19 protein-coding genes are annotated in these 16,789 nt (G+C 63.4%); 3 read left to right on the forward strand and 16 right to left on the reverse strand.

The features are described from left to right. Positions 1 to 6: 6 nt before the first annotated feature. Positions 7 to 2,091, forward strand: coding sequence for a type IV secretory system conjugative DNA transfer family protein (locus JGR78_RS16810; protein WP_182805413.1), 2,085 nt, complete (start codon positions 7 to 9; stop codon positions 2,089 to 2,091). Here the strand turns inward: JGR78_RS16810 and JGR78_RS16815 are convergent. The 16 genes from JGR78_RS16815 to JGR78_RS16885 all read right to left on the reverse strand — a co-directional run bounded on the left by JGR78_RS16815 (position 2,088) and on the right by JGR78_RS16885 (position 14,861). Beyond that, complete coding sequence (locus tag JGR78_RS16815) at positions 2,088 to 3,086, reverse strand: ATPase, T2SS/T4P/T4SS family (RefSeq protein ID WP_182805411.1); 999 nt, start codon at positions 3,084 to 3,086, stop codon at positions 2,088 to 2,090. The genes JGR78_RS16810 and JGR78_RS16815 overlap by 4 nt on opposite strands. Further along, a complete protein-coding gene (locus tag JGR78_RS16820) occupies positions 3,086 to 4,465 on the reverse strand; it encodes a TrbI/VirB10 family protein (protein WP_182805409.1) in 1,380 nt (459 codons plus the stop codon). Before JGR78_RS16820 ends, JGR78_RS16815 begins: the two co-directional genes overlap by 1 nt. Then, positions 4,465 to 5,193: a TrbG/VirB9 family P-type conjugative transfer protein gene (locus JGR78_RS16825; RefSeq protein ID WP_182805407.1), complete on the reverse strand. Its 729-nt coding sequence runs from the start codon at positions 5,191 to 5,193 to the stop codon at positions 4,465 to 4,467. Before JGR78_RS16825 ends, JGR78_RS16820 begins: the two co-directional genes overlap by 1 nt. Further along, the gene (locus JGR78_RS16830; protein WP_182805405.1) at positions 5,190 to 5,876 is read right to left on the reverse strand and encodes a virB8 family protein; all 687 of its coding nucleotides are present in this window, start codon (positions 5,874 to 5,876) and stop codon (positions 5,190 to 5,192) included. The genes JGR78_RS16825 and JGR78_RS16830 overlap by 4 nt, the downstream gene beginning before the upstream one ends. Positions 5,877 to 5,909: 33 nt before the next feature. Further along, positions 5,910 to 6,920: a type IV secretion system protein gene (locus JGR78_RS16835; protein ID WP_182805403.1), complete on the reverse strand. Its 1,011-nt coding sequence runs from the start codon at positions 6,918 to 6,920 to the stop codon at positions 5,910 to 5,912. After that, positions 6,920 to 7,531, reverse strand: a complete 612-nt coding sequence (locus JGR78_RS16840; protein ID WP_182805401.1) for a hypothetical protein — start codon at positions 7,529 to 7,531, stop codon at positions 6,920 to 6,922. Before JGR78_RS16840 ends, JGR78_RS16835 begins: the two co-directional genes overlap by 1 nt. A gap of 2 nt (positions 7,532 to 7,533) precedes the next feature. Next, positions 7,534 to 8,325 carry a type IV secretion system protein gene (locus JGR78_RS16845; RefSeq protein ID WP_182805398.1) on the reverse strand — a complete coding sequence of 264 codons (792 nt, stop codon included), beginning with the start codon at positions 8,323 to 8,325 and terminating at the stop codon, positions 7,534 to 7,536. Further along, positions 8,322 to 9,392: a lytic transglycosylase domain-containing protein gene (locus tag JGR78_RS16850; protein ID WP_182805396.1), complete on the reverse strand. Its 1,071-nt coding sequence runs from the start codon at positions 9,390 to 9,392 to the stop codon at positions 8,322 to 8,324. Before JGR78_RS16850 ends, JGR78_RS16845 begins: the two co-directional genes overlap by 4 nt. Positions 9,393 to 9,486: 94 nt before the next feature. Further along, complete coding sequence (locus JGR78_RS18475) at positions 9,487 to 9,612, reverse strand: hypothetical protein (RefSeq protein ID WP_255434934.1); 126 nt, start codon at positions 9,610 to 9,612, stop codon at positions 9,487 to 9,489. Beyond that, positions 9,602 to 11,953 (reverse strand): type IV secretion system protein B4, encoded by a 2,352-nt coding sequence (locus tag JGR78_RS16855; RefSeq protein WP_182805394.1) that lies wholly within the window; start codon positions 11,951 to 11,953, stop codon positions 9,602 to 9,604. Before JGR78_RS16855 ends, JGR78_RS18475 begins: the two co-directional genes overlap by 11 nt. Further along, complete coding sequence (locus tag JGR78_RS16860; RefSeq protein WP_182805392.1) at positions 11,946 to 12,221, reverse strand: VirB3 family type IV secretion system protein; 276 nt, start codon at positions 12,219 to 12,221, stop codon at positions 11,946 to 11,948. Before JGR78_RS16860 ends, JGR78_RS16855 begins: the two co-directional genes overlap by 8 nt. Continuing rightward, a complete protein-coding gene (locus JGR78_RS16865; RefSeq protein ID WP_182805390.1) occupies positions 12,221 to 12,526 on the reverse strand; it encodes a TrbC/VirB2 family protein in 306 nt (101 codons plus the stop codon). The genes JGR78_RS16860 and JGR78_RS16865 overlap by 1 nt, the downstream gene beginning before the upstream one ends. Positions 12,527 to 12,540: 14 nt before the next feature. Then, positions 12,541 to 13,173, reverse strand: a complete 633-nt coding sequence (locus tag JGR78_RS16870; protein WP_234450977.1) for a lytic transglycosylase domain-containing protein — start codon at positions 13,171 to 13,173, stop codon at positions 12,541 to 12,543. Between the two features lie 64 nt (positions 13,174 to 13,237). After that, positions 13,238 to 13,561, reverse strand: a complete 324-nt coding sequence (locus JGR78_RS16875; RefSeq protein WP_234450978.1) for a hypothetical protein — start codon at positions 13,559 to 13,561, stop codon at positions 13,238 to 13,240. Between the two features lie 422 nt (positions 13,562 to 13,983). Beyond that, positions 13,984 to 14,646 carry an acyl-homoserine-lactone synthase gene (locus JGR78_RS16880; RefSeq protein ID WP_182793671.1) on the reverse strand — a complete coding sequence of 221 codons (663 nt, stop codon included), beginning with the start codon at positions 14,644 to 14,646 and terminating at the stop codon, positions 13,984 to 13,986. A 5-nt stretch (positions 14,647 to 14,651) separates the two neighbouring features. Further along, positions 14,652 to 14,861: a hypothetical protein gene (locus tag JGR78_RS16885; protein ID WP_182793672.1), complete on the reverse strand. Its 210-nt coding sequence runs from the start codon at positions 14,859 to 14,861 to the stop codon at positions 14,652 to 14,654. 137 nt (positions 14,862 to 14,998) lie between these two features. Between JGR78_RS16885 and JGR78_RS16890 the strand changes: the two genes are divergently transcribed. Together JGR78_RS16890 and JGR78_RS16895 are read left to right on the forward strand one after the other, a co-directional pair. Beyond that, the gene (locus JGR78_RS16890; RefSeq protein ID WP_182793673.1) at positions 14,999 to 15,622 is read left to right on the forward strand and encodes a helix-turn-helix transcriptional regulator; all 624 of its coding nucleotides are present in this window, start codon (positions 14,999 to 15,001) and stop codon (positions 15,620 to 15,622) included. 417 nt (positions 15,623 to 16,039) lie between these two features. Continuing rightward, entirely contained in the window at positions 16,040 to 16,642 is a 603-nt protein-coding gene (locus JGR78_RS16895) for a hypothetical protein (protein ID WP_182805388.1), read from the forward strand. Positions 16,643 to 16,789: the final 147 nt, after the last annotated feature.

Below are 16,789 nucleotides of genomic sequence, written 5' to 3' on the forward strand. Positions count from 1 at the left end.
AATCGCATGAGCGTCGCCATTCCGGCGGGACTGATCGCGGGGGCCTTTGTCGGCCTGATGATCGGGGGCCTCTGGCTGCAATGGCAACTGGGGGCCAACCTGAATGCAGGCAACCCGTTTGTCCTAGTGACGGAGTTCCCCGGCTTCCGGTTGCTGCGGCAGGACCCGTGGCGCACCGCCTACCTGATCGTCCTGGCCGGGGCGCTTCTTCTGGCCCTTGTCGGGCTTGTGTTCAGTTTCACCCACCGGCTGACCACCTACGGCAAGGCTCATTTCCAGACCAAGCGCGAGGTCAGGAAGAACCGTCTTCTGATGCCCCTCGGGTCGGGTCTGGTGTTCGGCAAGTTCGGCAAACCGACCAGGAAGAAAGCGAGCTTCGTTTCCGGCAGCTACGACCAGTTCCCGCACGCCCTGATCGCGGCACCAACCCGTTCGGGCAAGGGCGTGGGCTATGTCATTCCCAACACGCTGCTGTTTCCGGGTTCATGCGTCGTCATGGATGTGAAGGGCGAAATCTTCGAGGCCACATCCCGGCACCGCCAGGCCGAAGGCGACAAGGTGTTCCGCTTCGCCCCCTTCGACTTCGAGACTCCGACGCACCGCTACAACCCGCTGGAACGGATCGCCCGGATCACCGACACCGACCAGCGGTTCACGGAACTGTCCAAGCTCGCCAGCTACTTCCTGACGCCCAAGAACGAGAAGGGCGGGGCCTCCGACTTCATTGTGGGCGCGCGCCAGCTTTTCGTCGCGGCCGGGATGCTCGCCATCGAGCGCAAGACCCCGACCATCGCCGCGATCAGCCGCATCCTGTTCGGAAGCGGCGACAAGGAGAAGGCTTACCAGAAGTTCGCGGTTGAGACGCAGCACGAGCAGTCTGCCACGATCTTTCTAAACTTCTCGGGTTATTCCGACCGCACCCTGTCGTCCTACGCTTCCGTGCTGGACGGGGCCGGGCTTGGGTTGTGGCTGAACCCGCGCATCGACAAGGTGACGAGCGCCAACGACTTTTCCTGGGACGACATTCGGCGCGCACCGCACTCGATCTACATTGTTGCCAACTCCGACGACATTCCGACGCTCGCGCCGCTCCTGCGGCTGATGTTCGGGGAGCTGATCGCCACCATGCGCGCCCGCATCCCCGATCCCCGGCTTGAGCCATGGCCGGTGCAGATCATCCTCGACGAGTTCGACCAGCTCGGTCACATGCCGATCATCGTGCAGTCCTTGAAGCAGCTTGCCGGGCATGGCGTGCGCGCGTCGATCATCACGCAGTCCATTCCAGGGCTTGAAAGCATCTACACCGAGAACGAGCGGCTTTCGATCGAGTCCGCGGCGGGCATGAAGCTCTACATCGCCCCCAATGAGAAAAAGACTGCCGCGGAAGTGTCCGAGGCGCTCGGCAAGACCACCCGCCTGTCCGTCAGCGACAGCTATTCGCAGGACGCCCAAGGGATTTTGAAACGCTCGATCTCGCGGCGCAACGAGGAACGGGCGCTGCTGACCCCGGACGAGATCCGCAAGCTCGACCCGAACAAGATCATCCTGATCCCCGAGCGGCAGAACCCGATCCTGGTGGACCGGATCGTGTATTATCAGGACGCCTATTTCAAACTGATCTTCGAGGCGCAGAAAGGCCCGCTGCCCTATCCCTCTGCAATGCAGGCCGAGCTGGACGAGTTGAAGGCCAAGGTCACATCGCTGCAAGAGGCGCGGGTCGCCTACCCTCCGGCCGAGGCGGCGGGCGAGGGCAAGGGCAAGAAGGGCAAGGCGACAAAGCAGCCCGAACCACTGGCACGCGAAGTTGCCGACGAGGAACATGCAGAGAAGGTCAAGAAGGTGGAAGCTCGCGCAGACTCGGCACCATCCGACACGTCCACCCCCGATGCACCTGTGCCGGACGATCAGCCTGTGAAGGCAGACGTTGCGCCGGTCAAGAAACTGACGCTCGCGCGCGAAGTCGCGCATGAAGAACATGGCGGCGGCGAGGGGGACGAGGATTGGGAAGCCATGAAGCCCAACGTCGAAGCGGCGAACGCCATGATGATCGCCTTCACCGGGCGGCTGAAAACCAAGATCAAGGCGGCCTAGCCGCCTTCCCCTTCGAGCGCGGGAAAGTAGGTTTCCAGAATCCCGCGTTCGTCCCCGATCCGGCCGGTCTGCACGATCACGTCGATGGACTCGCGCACGTAGTCCCTGATTTCTGCAAGCGTCAGCGGCATCCCGGCCCGCATCACCAGGAAGGCCAGCCGGTTGACCGCCTTGCGCGCGGTTGTGGCATGAACGGTCGTGAAGCTGCCCTCATGGCCAGTGTTGATCGCCTCCAGAAAGGTCACCGCCTCGACGCCGCGCAGCTCGCCCAGGATGATCCGGTCGGGGCGCAGCCGCAGGGTCATTTCCAGGAGCTTGTCGGCCGAGCGTGCCGAGGCTTCGGCGCGCTCGGCAATCAGGCTGACCGCGTTCTCCTGCGCGGGCAGCAGTTCGGCTGAGTCCTCGATCAGCACCAGCCGATGCCATTCCTCGACCATCCAGAGCAGGCGGCGGGCCAGCTCGGTCTTGCCCGAGGACGTGCCCCCGGAGATCACGATGTTCATGCGCGCTTTGACACAGGCCCGCAGGAAGTCGTCGGGATCGCCGCCCTCGGTCGCCATCCTGCGGATCGCGCGCAGCTTGTCCAGCCGCTCGGCTTCGAGCGATACCCTTTGGTCGCGCAGGAAGCGGAAGTGCCGAGGCGCCTCGCCTGCGGGCCTGCGGCGGAACACCCGGAAGGAGATCGTCGTGCCACCCGCCGAGGCCGGGGGGATGATGGCCTGGCAGCGCAGGGTGGCCCCGGCATAGTCCACGGTGGTCGAGATCGCGGGCAGGGCGTCGGTCAACGTCAGGTGCTGCTTGTTGGCGATAAGGCCGGCCAGATCCTTGACCTCGACCGGCGAGAGCGTCACGTCCGCCAGCGACATCTGACTGTCGCCCGCGCGCTCGACCCACACCCGGCCGTCGCCATTGATGGCAATTTCAATCGTGCTGTCCGCCTGGACCAGCTGGCGCAGGATGGCCAGCTTGCTTTCGAGGTGCCCGAGCGCCGCCATCAGAGCATTTCCAGATCGGCGTTCACCATGACCATGACGACCGCGCCCTGGTCCACGCTGATCGTCGTCGGAATGTCGATGTAGTCCTTCATGATCGAGCCGACGGTATCGCTGGCGTTGGTGCCGATGTTCTCGGCGGTGTCCTGAGAAATCTCGTCATCGCTGTCCTTCTCGACGGCAGCCGCCAGTACCGCCGGCGCGGCGCCGATGATCGACACCGCCGCGGCAGCCGCGAAGCGGGGCAGGGTGCGCGTGTTTACGCGCCCCGTCACCCCCGAGCGGCCGACGCGATCGGTCCCAAAGGCGTCGAGTTCGACCGACTGGCCGTCCGGCGTCACCACCCGGTCCCAGGCGACCAGGATCCGCCGCTGGCCCTTGTCGATGGACGAGCTGTAGCGCCCGAACAGACGCGAGCCGCGCGGGATCAGGACATTCGCCATGTCCATCGACCACACGTCATAGCTGACCGTGGCGGCCACATTGCCTTCGAGCTGGCTGGAAATGGCGTTCGCCAGGGTGGCCTCGATCAAGGTGCCCTGGACGACCGTGCGCGAGGGTTCCCCGATCACCTGGGCCTGCACCGCTTCCGCCCGGCCCGCGCGGCGGAACCGCTCGGCGGCGTCAAGCTGTTCATCCGGCCCGGCTGCGTCCCCTTCGCCGCTGCCCCTACCGCCGCCCGCCCGGTAGGCTACCATCGCGGACTCGGTTCGGGCCTGGAGCAAGGCTTCTTCTTCCGCGCGCTGCGCCTCCAACTCGGCCCGGCGCTGTTCGAGTTCGGCAAGGCGCCGCGCTTCCAGGTCAGCCTGCTCCTGTGCTCGGCCGCCCATCTGTGCCGCCGTGTCGAGTTCCGTCTGGAGCCGCATGTTGTCGCGGGTCAGCTCGTCGAGCGCCTGATCCTTGGCAGTCATGTCGTCGCGCAACTGCTGCATTTCCTGGCGCAGCGCATCGAGTTCGGCCGGGTCCGTCCCGGGCGCAGCCCTGGCGGCGTCGAGTGCCGCCCGCGCCGCGTCCAGTTCGGCGCGTACCTGCGCCAGTTCCGCCCGTGCAGCCGTCGCATCCGCCTGCGCCTGCGGGTCCGCGACCGTGCGGACTTCGGGGCGGGTCACGACGGGTTCGGGGACAGGTGCCGGCTCGGGTTCGTTTTCCGTCAGCGTGAAGCCCGCAAGGCCGGTGTCGTCCTGAAACTCGCGGACTTCGGAGGTCTGCATGGGGGGCGGCGCTTCCGTCCCGGTTGGCTCCACCGTCGCCACATAGGCCCCACCGGCGAGGCCCGTGGCAAGCATCCCGGCCGGCAGCGCGAACCGCCGCCACCAGGGCGCAGCCGCCACCGGCTTCTGCATCCGTTGCAATCGTGCCTGGAGTTGATCGGTGTCAGCCATCAGCGTGCCCTCCGCCCTTCGCCGGGCTTCGTGCCTTCGACGCAGACATGTTCATCGCCGAAGCGCAGCACCCATCGCTCCGAGCGCGCGCCCACGGTGATGATCGTGCCGTTCACACTGCTGTTGACGCTGGTTTCCCGTCCCCGCGCATCGGCCCGGAAGATCGACGGGATCGGGGCGCCGGGCGGAATCTGAAACAGCGTTCTCTTGCCATCGTCGGAAATTCCGACCGGCGCGAACTCCGCCGCTCCTTTACGGTTGAGGACTCGGTAGGTCATGGGGGGTTCGGCCGGGATCGCCGCCGCATTGGCCGCGCGGGAGCGCGTCCCGCCGCTGCCCGGCACCGTGAACTTCACCGACCAGTTGGGCGTGACCCTGGAGGATTCCACGACATTGATAAAGTAGAAGCGGCGGTTGGTCTCGACCGTCAGGTTGGTGCTGGCGCCATCGAGGACCGGCTTGATCGTAAACACATTCGGGCCTTCGAGCTTGTCCACTTGGAAGGCTTCGCTGTCCCCAATGGCAATCGAACGGATCGTCTCGCCATCGCCCAACTCGACCAGGGTGACGTTCCGCACCCGCGTATGGACTGTATAGACCTGCCCCTCCTGGAAGGTGGCATAGGTCACGCGGCTGTCGTTGCCGCCCGCGCGCGGGCGCGCTTCCGCCAGGACGGCGGCCGGGACGGTGAGCGCGATCAGCGCCGCAATCGTGGTCAGACGGATCATTGCTGGCCCTCCATGTTCTGCGCTTCAAGGCTTTCAGCGGTCACGCGGTAGTCGGTGACGGTGAAGCCGAAGGGGTTTTCCCACACGAGCTGCACCGCGCTCGCGGCCGTGGGCTGAAACTCATAGGTGATCGTGGCGTAGAACTTGCCGATCCGGTCCGGCTCGCCCGCCTTCTCCAGCCGCTTGGTGAAGCGGACCTGCGCCGTCCTGGGCGCAACCGGCGTGATCGAGAGAACATCCACGATCACCTTGCCGCTCGCGCCATAGATCAGGGGCGGATAGTTGGGGTTCGACTTGTCCCATTGTGCCTTCAGCGCTGCCTGCATCCGGGGCGCGGACATGCGGTAAACCTGGAGGATGCGGGCCTCGTTGTCGGCCGCGTCATAGGTTTCGCGGTTCTTGACATAGGAATAGAGCAGCGATTGCTCGACCGCTGCACCTTGCTCGATCCCTGCCGCTTCGACGCGCACGGCGCGTTCGGCGAGGCCCGTATCCTTGTCCACGATGGTCACGAAGGCCTGCGTTTCCTTCAAGGGCAGCGTCATCCCGGCCAAGGCGATGCCTCCCAGACCGGCCAGCACGCCGCCGATGGCAACCGCCCAGGCCATCCGCTCGCGCCGACGGACGCCGAAGATCAGCTCGCTTTCCAGAATCGTCCTGCTGTCAGACTCGCGGTCCGCCATTGCATCCTCCAGGTCTTGGTAGGGGCAGGCGCGCTACGGGCGCTTGCCCTGCATGATTTCGATGCCCCGCAGCTTCTGCCGCAGATCGGCGCCTTTCTCGGCCCATGATCGGTCCCGGGCACGGGCGGCCAGCGCCGGGGTCTTGCCAGTGAGGGCGCCGGAGGCAAATGCCTCGACGTTGGACTTGAGCCTGTCGGCTGCGATGCCGCCCGGAACCGTCATTGGCTTCGATGCCACGCGCAGCGCCTCGGGGGCGAAGTTGGCAAGGTTGAAACTGCCGGTGATGTGCGCCGCCGCGGTCGGAATCGCCAGAAGTGCAAAGATGCCGACGAAGGTGACGCACAGGAAGCCGAGGATCATCGAGAGATCCTCGATTTCATTTTCTGGCTTAAACTGCGCATCGGCCATCGACACCACCGCACCAATCACCGCTGCCGCCGCGATGGGGTAAAGCAGATAGCCGACGAAGGCGGTCAGCCAGGCTTCAAAGACCGTCTTGGTCCGCTCGAAGATGGTGGCGATCATGGCAAGCGGCGCCACCCCGAGCAGGAAGGCGATCATGATCTTGGAGAAGCCGACGATCAGGACATAAGCCGCCATCAGGATCGACAGGATAATAAACAGAAGCCCGGCAATCAGTCCGCGGGTAATGGAGCTGAGTGCGCGAGCTACGCCACCCGACACATCGGACATTTGCACGGCAAACTGGTCCATCGCGGCGGCCGGGTTCGGGGTGTCGCCACCGAAAAAGCTCAAGGCGAGGCTGCCCGCCCCCGAGGACAGGGCATCATAAAGCACGCCGAAGTTCGCCCAGGAACGCGCGAAGATGAACACCAGCACAATCCGCGAGACGAGCTGCCAAGCATCGCGCGTGGACATGCGATTAACGCCAAGCGCCATCTGCACCCCGATCAGCACGATGAGCAACGTCGTCACGATGGTCAGCATCGGATCAAGCGCCTCAGCCGTGGAGGTGAAATACTTTTCACCCACGTCCTGCACGGCCGCGTCCAGATCACCGATGATCTTCTCGATCACAGCCATCAGTATTTACCGCACATGGCATCAACGATTTGGATTTGGCGATCATATTCCTTGTAAAGATCGCGGGTATGCTTCGGCTCCAGAACCGTCACCCCGAGCTTTTCGCGCAGCCGGTCCTCGAACAGGGCAACCGTTTCATGCGGAATGATCTTGCCCGCGCAGGTGCAATCCTTGGCCGCAATGACATTCGTAACTGATAGATAGCCAGCAATATCACGGTATGCTCTGTCTCCGGGATCTCCATGACGGCGCAGGTTCGCCCGCATTTCCGGCGTCTTTTCGCAGGTCCGGTAAGGCTGGTTCTCGGCCGCGCTCGGCAACCGCTCAATGCCGGACACGTCCACATCGGGGCCAAGGTCGAAGTTGAGAAAATCTTCTTCCGCCTTCCGCTCGGCCTCGCTCATCCCCGCCTGCATGTCCTGCAGCTCCTTGAGTTCAGCATCAGCCGCGTCGATGGGATCAGTGGTGGCGCTCTGCGTCGCCGGGGCAGGGGTGGACGGCAGCGCGCCGGACGCCGCGCCGCCGTCTGGCGGAAGTATCTGCGCCATAGCCAGCGTGCCCAGGCCCAGGCCCAGGAGCATCAGCCCGCCTGCGAGAACCGTGCGCTTCATGCTCATTCCTCCAGCCTCATCCGCAGGTATTTTTCCTCATCCGCGGCGGTTGCGGCATCCATCACGCCCATGTTGCCCTGACCGACCGTCTGGATCGCTTCCATCGACCACACATTGGCGAGCGCGATACCAAGCTCGGCCGTGACCCGCGTGTTGAGGTCGATCGCCTCCTTCAACCCTGCCGTGTCGGGGATCTTCTGCACGAGGCCATCAAGGCGGGTCAGGCTGTCCTTCGCCGCCTCCGACGAGCTTTCCGCCGCCACGCTCATGAAGGCGTTGACGTTGGCCGACTGGCCGATGCGGGAGGCGGTCTGGTCCTCGCTGCTCGCCAGCGTGTCCACGCGGTCGCGCGACAGGCCCGACTTCGCGAAGGTGCTGTCCACATGGCCGGTGACAGTTCCGCCGCCCCGGAAGGCGTCGCCTGAAGCCAGCACCCGGCCCCAATCGCCCGATCGTGCCGCCTCGACCGAGGTGGTCAGGTCCGCAAAATCGGGCAGGATGTCTTCCAGGAAGCTGTCGGGATCAACGCCGAGGTCCGCCAGCGTCAACCCGTTCCGCAGCGCGTCGATCTGGTTCTGTAGAAGCAGGATCTGTTCCAGAAGTTGCCGGGTCTGCTCATCGAGCTTCACGTTCTGCGCGATCTCCTCCTTGAGTTGCAGCTTTGCCTCCACGAGCTGATCGGTCAGCTTGGCAAGGCTGGTCACGTCGATGGTGGGCACGCCCTGGCCACCCACTGGCACCGCGAGGGCGCAGACAACGGCGCCGAGGGTCAGAACTTTCGTCGTCAGTTTCATCCGTCCAACCTCACTCGCAGGTAGTCCTCATCACGCGCATAGGCTTCGAGAAGCAGCGCGATGCGCGCGGCCTCGACCTTGCGCTGCACCGCTTGCAGCCGGGCCAGGATCACTGCCATCCGCGCCACTTCGGCCCGCGTGTAGGTGTTCAGGTCCATCGCGGTTTTCACGGATCCGGTGGCCTCGACTTGCAGCAGGATTTGCCAGAGCCGCGTCATGGAGCCGTGCATGGTGTTCATGCTGACGGCCGCATAGCCCATCGCCGCATCTGACAGGTTCGAGGCTTCGGCAATCACCATGTCGCGCGGATCGAGCGTGCCGACCGCTTCCGCGTTGCCGTCCATCCGGGCCGCGTAGCGGTTGTAGTAGCCCGTGATCTTCACGACATAGTTCTGCGTTTCCTTGTAGGGCGGAATGCCATTGTGCCTCGAGACCGCGCCCGGCCCCGCGTTGTAGGCGGCGAGCGCCAGCGGCATCGAGCCGAACATCCCCAGGCCCTTGAGCAGATAGCGCGCGCCGCCGTCGAGCTGGACCCGAGGGTCCTGGCGGCTGCCATCGTCGGGGATGCCGAGTTCGGTGAAGGTGCCCGGCATGATCTGCGTCAGGCCGAACGCCCCCACATGGCTGCGCGCGCCGATGGAGAAATTCGACTCCTGCTTGACGAGCGCCTGGAGCCAGCAGCGGAACTCGACCGGATTGATGCCCGCCTTTGCCAAGGCAGGATGCCCTGCGTATTTCTTCGCGGTGTCCGAGATCATCTTTTCGATCGTGACCGGCGCATCCCCCATGATCCGGGCGGCATAGGGGTTATTGTCTTCGATGGCGTAGATTTCCGCGGCACCCGTGAAGGCGTCGCCGCCGCCCGAGACGCCGGCGCCTTCGAGATCGGGCACGAAGCGTGAGGTTTCGGTGAGCAGGTCCAGCGTGTCCTGCGCCGCCGCCAGTTGATCGGTGCGGGCCTCGACCTGACGGAGCCGTTCTTCGTTCCTGGCCTGTGCTTCCTTGGTCTTGGCGGCTTCTTCGCGCAGCCCGAGGACTTCGAGCGCGATCCGCTTGAAGTCGCCCACCGGTACGCCTTGCCCGGCCACCGCCGCAGGAAGAACCACGGCCGCAACCAGCACAGAGGCGAGAGCAGATTTGCGGCCACGCACCACGAGCCCCCTACCGGCAGTTGGCCGAAGTCACGAAAGACATGCTCGACCAGCAGTTGGTCTTGCGGATCGGCTGTTCGCCGCAGCCCGCGAGCGATGCGGCCAGCGCCGCGAGGATCACCACCTTACGCATCATCGGTCCTCCAGAAGTGTTTGCGGCTGGCATAGTCCGGGCCGAAGGCCTGGATGCCCGCCTCGCCGCCCCCGAGCGCCGTCAGCAGGGGGCCGAGTGGCGAGAGATCGACGTTCAGAATCGTGGAGCTGTCATGGCTCCGCAGAAGCGCCTGACGCTGCCCGGTCCGACCGGTCAGCACGAAATGCAGCTCGTTGTCGATGAGGTTGAAGCCCTCGTAGTCGGGCACATCGGCCGCGCGGTTTGGGAAGATCACCTGGTTCGGCATCCCCTGGATGATCGAGCCGGACCGGCTTTCCCTGATCTGCGAGGGGAACTGCGTCAGCAGCACCACCACCACGTTGAGCTTGCGCACCGTCACCAGCCACTTCGGCAGCCAGCGGGCAAAGAACTCGTCATCGAACACCGTGGAGGCTTCGTCGATCACCAGCAGCGTCGGGCGCTTTTCCTCGAACAGCAGCTCCAGGCGGCGGAAGATGTAGGACAGCACCGCCGTCCGCTCCGTCGCCATCGACAGGATTTCCGTGAGATCAATGCCGGTCACGTCCGAGGACAGGTCGATCACCGGCTGATCGGCTTCCCCGAACACCCAGTTGTAGCGACCTTCCGGTCCCCATTCCGCGAGTTTCATGGCAAGGGCGCGGTTGTCGCCCACGTCCCCGATCAGATCCCCGAAATGGGCGAAGGTCCGCAACTCGTCCGGTGCCTGCCCGTTCTGGCGCACCGCGCTTTTCAGGGCCTCGGCCTGGTGCGGGGTCAGCTTCTCCTCGCCCCGCTCCACCAGCCGGGCCAGCCAGTCCATGAGCCATGCCTCGCCGCGCGGGCCGCGCTCGGTCAGGAGCGGGTTCAGCCCGGTCGGGTGCCCCGCGCGGATCGCCGTGTAGCGGCCCCCCATCGCGGTGATCGCCATGCTAAGCGCCTGGTCCTTGTCGAACAGGACCACGCGGGCGCGCGCTCGTTGCGACTGTGCCGCCAGGAAGGCCACCGTCGAGGACTTGCCGCCGCCCGAAGGCCCGAGGAACAGCGTGTGCCCGATGGTGGGTTCCGCGTTCGGATCGCCCGGCGCATGGAAGCTGAACCGATGCGCCGCCCCCGTCACCGTCTGCAACACCGTGATCGGCGTCCGCCAGGGCAGGGCGTCGGCTACGGCTCCGGCCCTCGTCATGTGAAACGAGGCCATGTCGGCGAAGTTGACCGACTTGATGAGCGGGTTCCAGATTTGGTAGTCCTGGTTGCCCGGATGGGTGGCAAAATAGGTCGCGGCCAACGTGTCGTTGCAGCGCACGAGCTTGATCTTGGCCTGTTCCGCCACGCTGCGGACCTGCGAGACACGGTCCTCAAGGGCAGCTTCGCTGTCCGCGAACACCGTGATCGTCAGTTGATGCTCGCCAAAGCCGATCCGGCCCGACTCCACATCATCATAGGTCTGACGCAGGTCGTCCGCGATGGAGCCGACCAGATCGCCGGCCGCTTCCATCTGCTGGATGCGGCGCTTCGCCAGCTCGCTCACCTTGTTCATGGCGACGGGCGTGTAGGCGTGCGAGATCACCGTGTCGGTGCCGGTGTCGAGGGCGTCGAGCATCCCCGGCCAGGTCTGGTTGCCATTGCGCCAGATCGAGAGAACGGCCGCGAGGCGGGGCGTGTCGAAGCCGTCGCGGAACTCGGCCACCGGTCCCTTGAAGCGCACCGACAAGAGCGACACGTCCTCGGCAATCAGCGTGTGCTGGCCGCGATATTCGGGGCGATACAGGCCGGTGCTGATCGCGCTGTAGAAGCCGAGCAGGGTTCCATCGCTGATCTTTAGCCGCTTCGTCCCCACCCCGAGACTGGTTTCGAGGATCGAGACGACCTCGCGCAGCTCGCCCAGGCGTTCCTCGGTATTGCGGTCCAGAAGCCGCTTCGCCGCCCTGGTGAACAGCGGCACCTTGAGCGGCACGCGCTTGTTGCGCACCACCGTCAGAACCAGCATGAACTCGCGCAGGTTGCGACCCGACAGGTGGCTGCGCCAGGCCGTTTCCACGTCATGCGCGAAGTTGTCGCCGTAGATCGGCTTCAACCCGAAGGCGGCCGGGCGCATCAGCCGGTGGACGTAGAAGGTGAACCGATCATCGAGGCCGTCCATGATGGCCGCGAAGCTCTTGGCCAGATCGAGGATGTCCCGATCGGATGCGGTGATCCCGTCGATGCCCTGGATTTCCAGGCTCATCATCAGCGCGTTGTCGCGGGTGCGGATTGTGTGATCGTCCACTTCAAGCGCATAGGGCATTTCCGCATAGAACTGCGGCGACTTCGGCACACGGGCCTGCGCCCGCTCGCTGATCGGACCGATCCTGGCGTTAAACATAGTGCCGGCCTGCCTTCCTTTTCCGGCGGGAAAGTGCAGGCGGGGTTTTCCTGAACACCACCGCCACGGCCTTGTGGCCGTTCGGGTTGATCGCGACGATCGCGCGGGCGATCCCATACCAGAGCGGCGCCGTGAGCAGCCACGCGATCGCCTTGATCCAGATGAACGGCAGCATGGTGAGCGCACCCACCGCCATCGTGTAGGGCATTGGCAGACCAAGCAGCTTGGCCTGGCGCGACAGCCCGAGAATGACGGCGTGCCGCTCCATCAACTGAACACCGACCGCAGGTCCGCAACGAAGGACGGTGCGCCGAACACCAGGAAGGCGCCGACCGCGATCATCAGCACCCACATCCAGCTGATCTTGTTGAACGCGGCCGCGAACCCGGCCAGGACAATGGCCACCGTGAAGAACACGGTGGAGATGTTGCCCCTGATCCAGGTGGTGAAGCCGGTGCCCACCGTGTCCGCCTTCGAGAAATCGACGGCCGACTGCGCCAGGGCCTCGCCCACACCACCGACCACCAGGGCCGCGCTTGCGAGCGCCAGCATCGGGAAACGTTTTTTCGTCACGGAAAGTCCCTTCCTTATTGTCGGAGGATGCGGTCGCGCTCCGCGAGGACGCGGATCACGTAGTCACGGGTTTCCCGATAGGGCGGGACGCTGTTGCGGTATTTCTGAACCGCGCCCGGCCCGGCGTTGTAGGCGGCAAGCGCCAGCATCGGGGATCGGAAGGTCTGGAGCTGCATGAGCAGGTAGCGCGCGCCCCCGTCGAGGTTCTGCACGGGATCATGCGGATTGACGCCGAGCTTCGCCGCCGTGCCCGGCATCAGCTGCGCGTAGCCGATGGCGCCCTTGTGGCTGCGGGCGCGCGGGTTGAAGCGCGATTCCTGCCAGACCAGGGCCTGGAACAGCGCCGTCCATTCGTTTGGCGCGATGTTGTTGAGCTTGAGGGCCGGATGGTGCTGATAGCGCAGCGCTACGCTTCGCACGGCGGCAATGCCCGCCGCGCGGCCTGTATTCGCAGGGGCCGAAAGCCGAGACGCGGCACTCGGTTCGAGAAGCATCATCGCCTCGGCCGCGAGATCAGCCCCGTTTAGGTCGATAGCGGCGGCCTCGGGCATTGACGGGACGACGAGCCGGCCTGCGGCGTCATAACGCTGCACCGAACTGACCCGTGCTTCGCCGATTTGCTTTCCGCTTGCGTCGAAGCGGATCACATCAGCCGCTACCGGCGTACTCCCCAAGAGCAGGGCGATGAACGCCCCTAACCACGCCTTAGAACTATTGCCTTTCCTGCAGGGCGCGCTGACCTTCAGACATCGGCACGCACGGGCAGGTGATGCCACATTCTGACAAGAATGAGATGAGGCCGTTGATCGTCCGGAACAGTCTCTGGTCCATGTCTTTCCGGTAAGTGACCAGCGTTCGTTCGAGCTTGCCGTCAGGCGAGACAATCCTGATACCCCAGGCGCCATGCCAGTTGGCCTGCCGCTTTTCCGCGGGTTTCTTGCAAATGACCTCGATATGCCAGCCGCGGGTGAGTTCTTCCTTGAGTCCGTCTTCACTGACCACATTCGGAGCCGAGTTTGTGATTGGTGTGGACACAGACAGAACCTCGTGGGGTATCAGCCTGCGAACCGCCACGCGGTTACAAGCTCGATACAAGTTTACAATATTGCGTGCAAGTGGTAATATTGCACACACCGCCACTTTTGACGGCAACCCTTGGGATACTGGTTTGAAGCAAATCTGCAAGGAAAACACCGGGTCACAGCACCCCGTTTGCAGGCGCGCAACCTTCTCCCTAGTTACAATCTTGCTCTGGTTGACAATATTCTGTGGTGACGCACGGGCCTTTGGTGCCTGCACGCCCCCTGTGCCTCCGGCCGTGCCTCAGAACGATGCCTTACTGAAGGAGTATGCCGACCTGATCGAACAGGACTTCCAAGCCTATTTCGATGCCCTGACAGACTTCTCGATCTGTCATGACCAGCTCTTTGCCCGCACGATGGATGAAGCTCGCAGCGTTAGTGCAGACTACCATTCATTTCTTGCGCGGGCTGCTGCCGCAGGCGCAACTCTTGTGCCGCGACATGAACCGGGTTCACGACCGGACATTCAAAGGCCAGAAATCGACCGTCATGGTTTCCGCTAAGGGGACCAAGCCTACTGACAGGCCATCCCGCTCGTTGCGCCATCCGCATGAACGCCGGCGAGCCAAGAGCAAGACAACGCGTCGCCCCCTCCCCGAAAAGATACTCGTTCACACGCCGCAGGATCGCGGTGGCCACGCCTGGTGCTTGTGCGGCAAAGCGCGTCAACTCCCACACGTCCGGATCGACCGGGGGCTCGCTATAGCAGAGATCGACCGGCATCCCGGGTAACAGGTCGAGACAAGCATCGCGGATCATGTAGCTGTAAACGATCTTGCCTGTTCCCAAGGTCGTATCAGTCCGCTTCAGTCGAGCGCCCCCAATTACTTCCCTATGAACATGGGCGATAACGTAAACTGTATCAAACGTGTCGTATTGCTCGAACTCACTTTCTTCTGCGACATGGAGCGCCCATTCTTTCCGGTCAACAAAGACCTCTTTCCGGTAGTGCAGGAACTTGGAGACGAGATCCCACTCCGAAACTGCCGCCGGCAGCTTGAGGACGGACACCTTCATGTCTTGAAGCTTCATATCCATCCTCATCAGTGACGCAACTTGTTTGGCAAACGCGCAAGGCCCAGGAACTGCCGGGTGCCTGTGGCCGGGTGTTGGAGCCAAAGCCCTCGCGACGTGACCTCTATCATGACCACCCCATCAGCCTGGTAGGTCTTGAAGTGCTCGGAGAGCGTTTCGACCATGTCCGCTGTAAGCTCTGCAATGGCCTGGATTTTCGGTGGCGTTCGATCATACATGGGGTCGCTCCCTTGTCCTGAGACCCTTGTAGGACAAGGCAAGCAGGCGAGTCTGCCACAAAGTTGCAAAACTGCCTTTTCAGAGTAGCCAAATGGATATACCAAGCAGTTCACCTACAGCAAAGACTATGCCCTCCATGCTCCAAGACTTCGTTCCGAACTTCCCCGAGGAGGAAGCAAAGCTGGACGCGCTCGCCACCGGTGGGTGGTTCATGGGCTTCAACATCTCCTACAAGGGCGCCGAGGTTTTGATTAATCGCTACCCCTCCGGGTGGCAGAGTGAGTACGAGGAAAATAACTACTTTTTTGGCGATCCGATCCTTGTCTGGACGATGACGAAGACTGGCTCGATCCGCTGGTCGGAGGTGAACATCCCCGATCTACGCGGCATCATGGCGAGCGCGGCGAGGCACGGGCTCCGATATGGCGCAACAGTCACCAAGAAGTATGGGCGCAAGCGTTGCTTCATGTCGATGGCCCGACCGGATCGGGAGTTCACAGACGCCGAGATCGAGATTGTTGAAGCCAAGTTCACCATGTGGTGCGAACTGCTGCTGAACAAGGCACGGCTGACAGAAGGAGAGCTCGCCGTGCTGCGCGCGTTCCGCAACGGACATGGACAGCGTGAGTGTGCAGCCGAGTTGGGTATCTCCGAGGCCACGGTCAAGCAGCGCCTGTCGAAAGCCTGCTCCAAGCTCGGGGCCGCCTCAAGGACGCAGGCCGTTGCCATAGCCGTTTCAAGGGGATACCTGAACGGTTAACCATTGAGTATAGCCATACGGCTATACTTTGGCTTGATCTACTTTCCAAATGGTTGTGGCAGACTGTAACGTCGCCTGGTTCACTCGGAGCCAGAGATATGCGGCCGAAGAAAACTCATGCAGAACCGATCCAGCCTGTTGTCGATGGAGAGCGGCATGGGTTTCTGTATCGTTGGAACACCGGCGAGGTTCAGGTGATGTGGCTCTCTGGCGCAGATACAGACGAGCCTCTGCTCGCAGGGAAGCCGAAGCACCAGCAAGATAGCAATAAAGACGCATAATTATAATATTGCATTAGGTGTAGCTTGTGAGATATGACTGGCTGGCAGAGACCTGCTCTGCAACTTGAGGTCAGCCGTGTCTTGTACTCTGAGAATCAAAGCATTTCTGGCTGCTTCAGTCATACCGGCTGCTGCAATGCTCATCCCCCAGGATGCCAAAGCCTACCCCATAGACTGTGCGATTCTGCTTTGCATGGCAGGCGGTTTCCCAGCTTCTGCCGAGTGCAGTGCCGCCAAGGCCGAGGTGATCCGCCGGATCACGCCTTGGCCTGTCGAGCCGCCCCTGCAACTCTGGCGTTGTCCAATGGGGATCAGCGCCCAAGACGCAGCCCTTGCCGGAATCGTTCCACTGCAGCTCGGACCCGATGGCCTGACCCCCGAAGTGCGTACCTACCGCGATGCGATGGAGATCTACCACATAAGATATCGGAGGTTTCGCGACAAGGAAGGCGACATCATGGTTGAGGACAGCACCCAAGCCGGCACCTATGGCCGGACCGGAGCCTTTTCATGGCAGCGCGCGAGCTTCGAGGAAGGCCCGGCATGGCTGGCCGAGGCGGTCGGCGGCAAGCGCGTCACGCGCCGCGTCTGCATCCGCGACAACGACACCGGCTGTCTGGCCCATCAAACCATCGGATCGGTGAACCGGGGACAGCGGGAGATCACAAGCCTGCGCGGCGTGGCCTTCCGCTACCGCGACCACACCGGCGCCTATCACCATCAGTTCGTCCGCTACTGACCGCTGGGGCGGTAGCCTGCCCGCGACAAACATTTGCCGAAGCTCACCGCGCCGTGTATCCCGAGGAACAAAATCAAGAAGAGTCGAGGACAGCAGCACACGCCACAAAGAAGAACCCCCGCGCGGGGGAAACCGGCGGGGGGACAA

It is taken from the genome of Paracoccus sp. MC1862 (genome assembly GCF_016617715.1).
Lineage (GTDB): Bacteria > Pseudomonadota > Alphaproteobacteria > Rhodobacterales > Rhodobacteraceae > Paracoccus.

Coding starts and splice junctions, on each gene's coding strand:
- JGR78_RS16810 (WP_182805413.1), top strand. CDS start 7: ATGAGCGTCGCCATTCCGGCGGGACTGATCGCGGGGGCCTTTGTCGGC.
- JGR78_RS16855 (WP_182805394.1), bottom strand. CDS start 11,953: ATGTTTAACGCCAGGATCGGTCCGATCAGCGAGCGGGCGCAGGCCCGT.
- JGR78_RS16860 (WP_182805392.1), bottom strand. CDS start 12,221: ATGGAGCGGCACGCCGTCATTCTCGGGCTGTCGCGCCAGGCCAAGCTG.
- JGR78_RS16835 (WP_182805403.1), bottom strand. CDS start 6,920: ATGGCTGTGATCGAGAAGATCATCGGTGATCTGGACGCGGCCGTGCAG.
- JGR78_RS16845 (WP_182805398.1), bottom strand. CDS start 8,325: ATGAAACTGACGACGAAAGTTCTGACCCTCGGCGCCGTTGTCTGCGCC.
- JGR78_RS16820 (WP_182805409.1), bottom strand. CDS start 4,465: ATGGCTGACACCGATCAACTCCAGGCACGATTGCAACGGATGCAGAAG.
- JGR78_RS16840 (WP_182805401.1), bottom strand. CDS start 7,531: ATGAAGCGCACGGTTCTCGCAGGCGGGCTGATGCTCCTGGGCCTGGGC.
- JGR78_RS18475 (WP_255434934.1), bottom strand. CDS start 9,612: ATGATGCGTAAGGTGGTGATCCTCGCGGCGCTGGCCGCATCGCTCGCG.
- JGR78_RS16825 (WP_182805407.1), bottom strand. CDS start 5,193: ATGATCCGTCTGACCACGATTGCGGCGCTGATCGCGCTCACCGTCCCG.
- JGR78_RS16880 (WP_182793671.1), bottom strand. CDS start 14,646: ATGGATATGAAGCTTCAAGACATGAAGGTGTCCGTCCTCAAGCTGCCG.
- JGR78_RS16830 (WP_182805405.1), bottom strand. CDS start 5,876: ATGGCGGACCGCGAGTCTGACAGCAGGACGATTCTGGAAAGCGAGCTG.
- JGR78_RS16885 (WP_182793672.1), bottom strand. CDS start 14,861: ATGTATGATCGAACGCCACCGAAAATCCAGGCCATTGCAGAGCTTACA.
- JGR78_RS16895 (WP_182805388.1), top strand. CDS start 16,040: ATGCTCATCCCCCAGGATGCCAAAGCCTACCCCATAGACTGTGCGATT.
- JGR78_RS16890 (WP_182793673.1), top strand. CDS start 14,999: ATGCTCCAAGACTTCGTTCCGAACTTCCCCGAGGAGGAAGCAAAGCTG.
- JGR78_RS16815 (WP_182805411.1), bottom strand. CDS start 3,086: ATGGCGGCGCTCGGGCACCTCGAAAGCAAGCTGGCCATCCTGCGCCAG.